Origin of the sequence: Acetomicrobium sp. S15 = DSM 107314, assembly GCF_016125955.1 — a bacterium.
In the GTDB taxonomy this organism is placed as follows: domain Bacteria; phylum Synergistota; class Synergistia; order Synergistales; family Thermosynergistaceae; genus Thermosynergistes; species Thermosynergistes pyruvativorans.
Genome location: NZ_JADEVE010000323.1, coordinates 1 through 1,004, shown reverse-complemented (window position 1 = coordinate 1,004; position 1,004 = coordinate 1). Strand labels below are relative to the sequence as shown.

Annotated in this window: 1 protein-coding gene; it reads right to left on the bottom strand. The window is 48.0% G+C overall.

Going from position 1 to position 1,004, the window contains the following annotated elements; all coding sequences use genetic code 11:
- Positions 1-376 precede the first annotated feature (376 nt).
- The gene (locus EZM41_RS14225; RefSeq protein WP_269778898.1) at positions 377-931 is read right to left on the bottom strand and encodes a transposase; all 555 of its coding nucleotides are present in this window, start codon (positions 929-931) and stop codon (positions 377-379) included.
- Between the last annotated feature and the right edge of the window lie 73 nt (positions 932-1,004).

Here is a 1,004-nt window from a genome sequence, read left to right as displayed (position 1 = left end):
AGAAGATAAAGGCAACCATTACTTCCGCAGGCGGTCGAGCTCCGCTTGGGCGAAAAAGCACCACTCCTGCGTATGATTTCGTTGGCACGGCGCAAGCTTAGGTTCTCTTAGCTCCAATTCCTTCATGCAATCGCGCGTTCCATGCTGGTCATTCCAGGACGTATGCCTTGGCTTCGCTTGAGCCTGCCTGATCCAAGTACTTGAGGGTTTCAGGTGTACAACCAATCTTAGAGGCTATGGAGCTAATAGCAGCCTGATGGGTGAGGGTCTTCCTTCTCATGTTCAAATACCATACGAACCGCCCGTTCCTTTATTAGGTGTGAGTACCTGATTTGCGTTTTCATGGCTTCCTTCTCTTGAAGAATTTTACTCTCCGTCAATCCCGGGGCGGTTCATTCTTTTCGTCTTCGTCATCTTTTTCTTTAACGCTAGAAGGGGGCTTCCTCTGGTCTTGTATTATCGTGGCGTCTATGAATGAACCCTTCTTCACCAAAAGGCCCAGTCGGTCAAACTCTGAATCCAATATAGAAAATAGCTCTTCTAACATTCCTTTTTCTTGAAGCTTCTGCCTAAAGCGTGTGAAGGTAGTATCGTCAGGGACTGGATCTACAATGGATAAACCCAAGAAGCTTTGAAATGAGAGCCTGTCTGCTATGGCCTCTGCTAAGCCTCTGTCGGAGAGGTTAAACCACTGCTGCAAGAGGAGGGCTTTAAACATAACAAGAGGTGGATAGCCTAAGACGTCCGTTTGAAGGGTGTCCCGGCGTAGGAACTCAGATCGACGTGCCGAGTCATGTGGGCGTGGAATATGCCCCAGGCGACATACGCTTTTATAACGGCGCGAAGCTCGAGGATGTACTTGATACCAATAAGGTGATGGGTTTCGTGGGATACTGTGATGCTGCCAGTGCCGCCATTTGACCGTGACCAAACAAAGCTACGCTCAAAATCATTGCAAGTAGAAACATCACAACTTTTTTCATTAAGCTTCCCCTCCCTTTTTG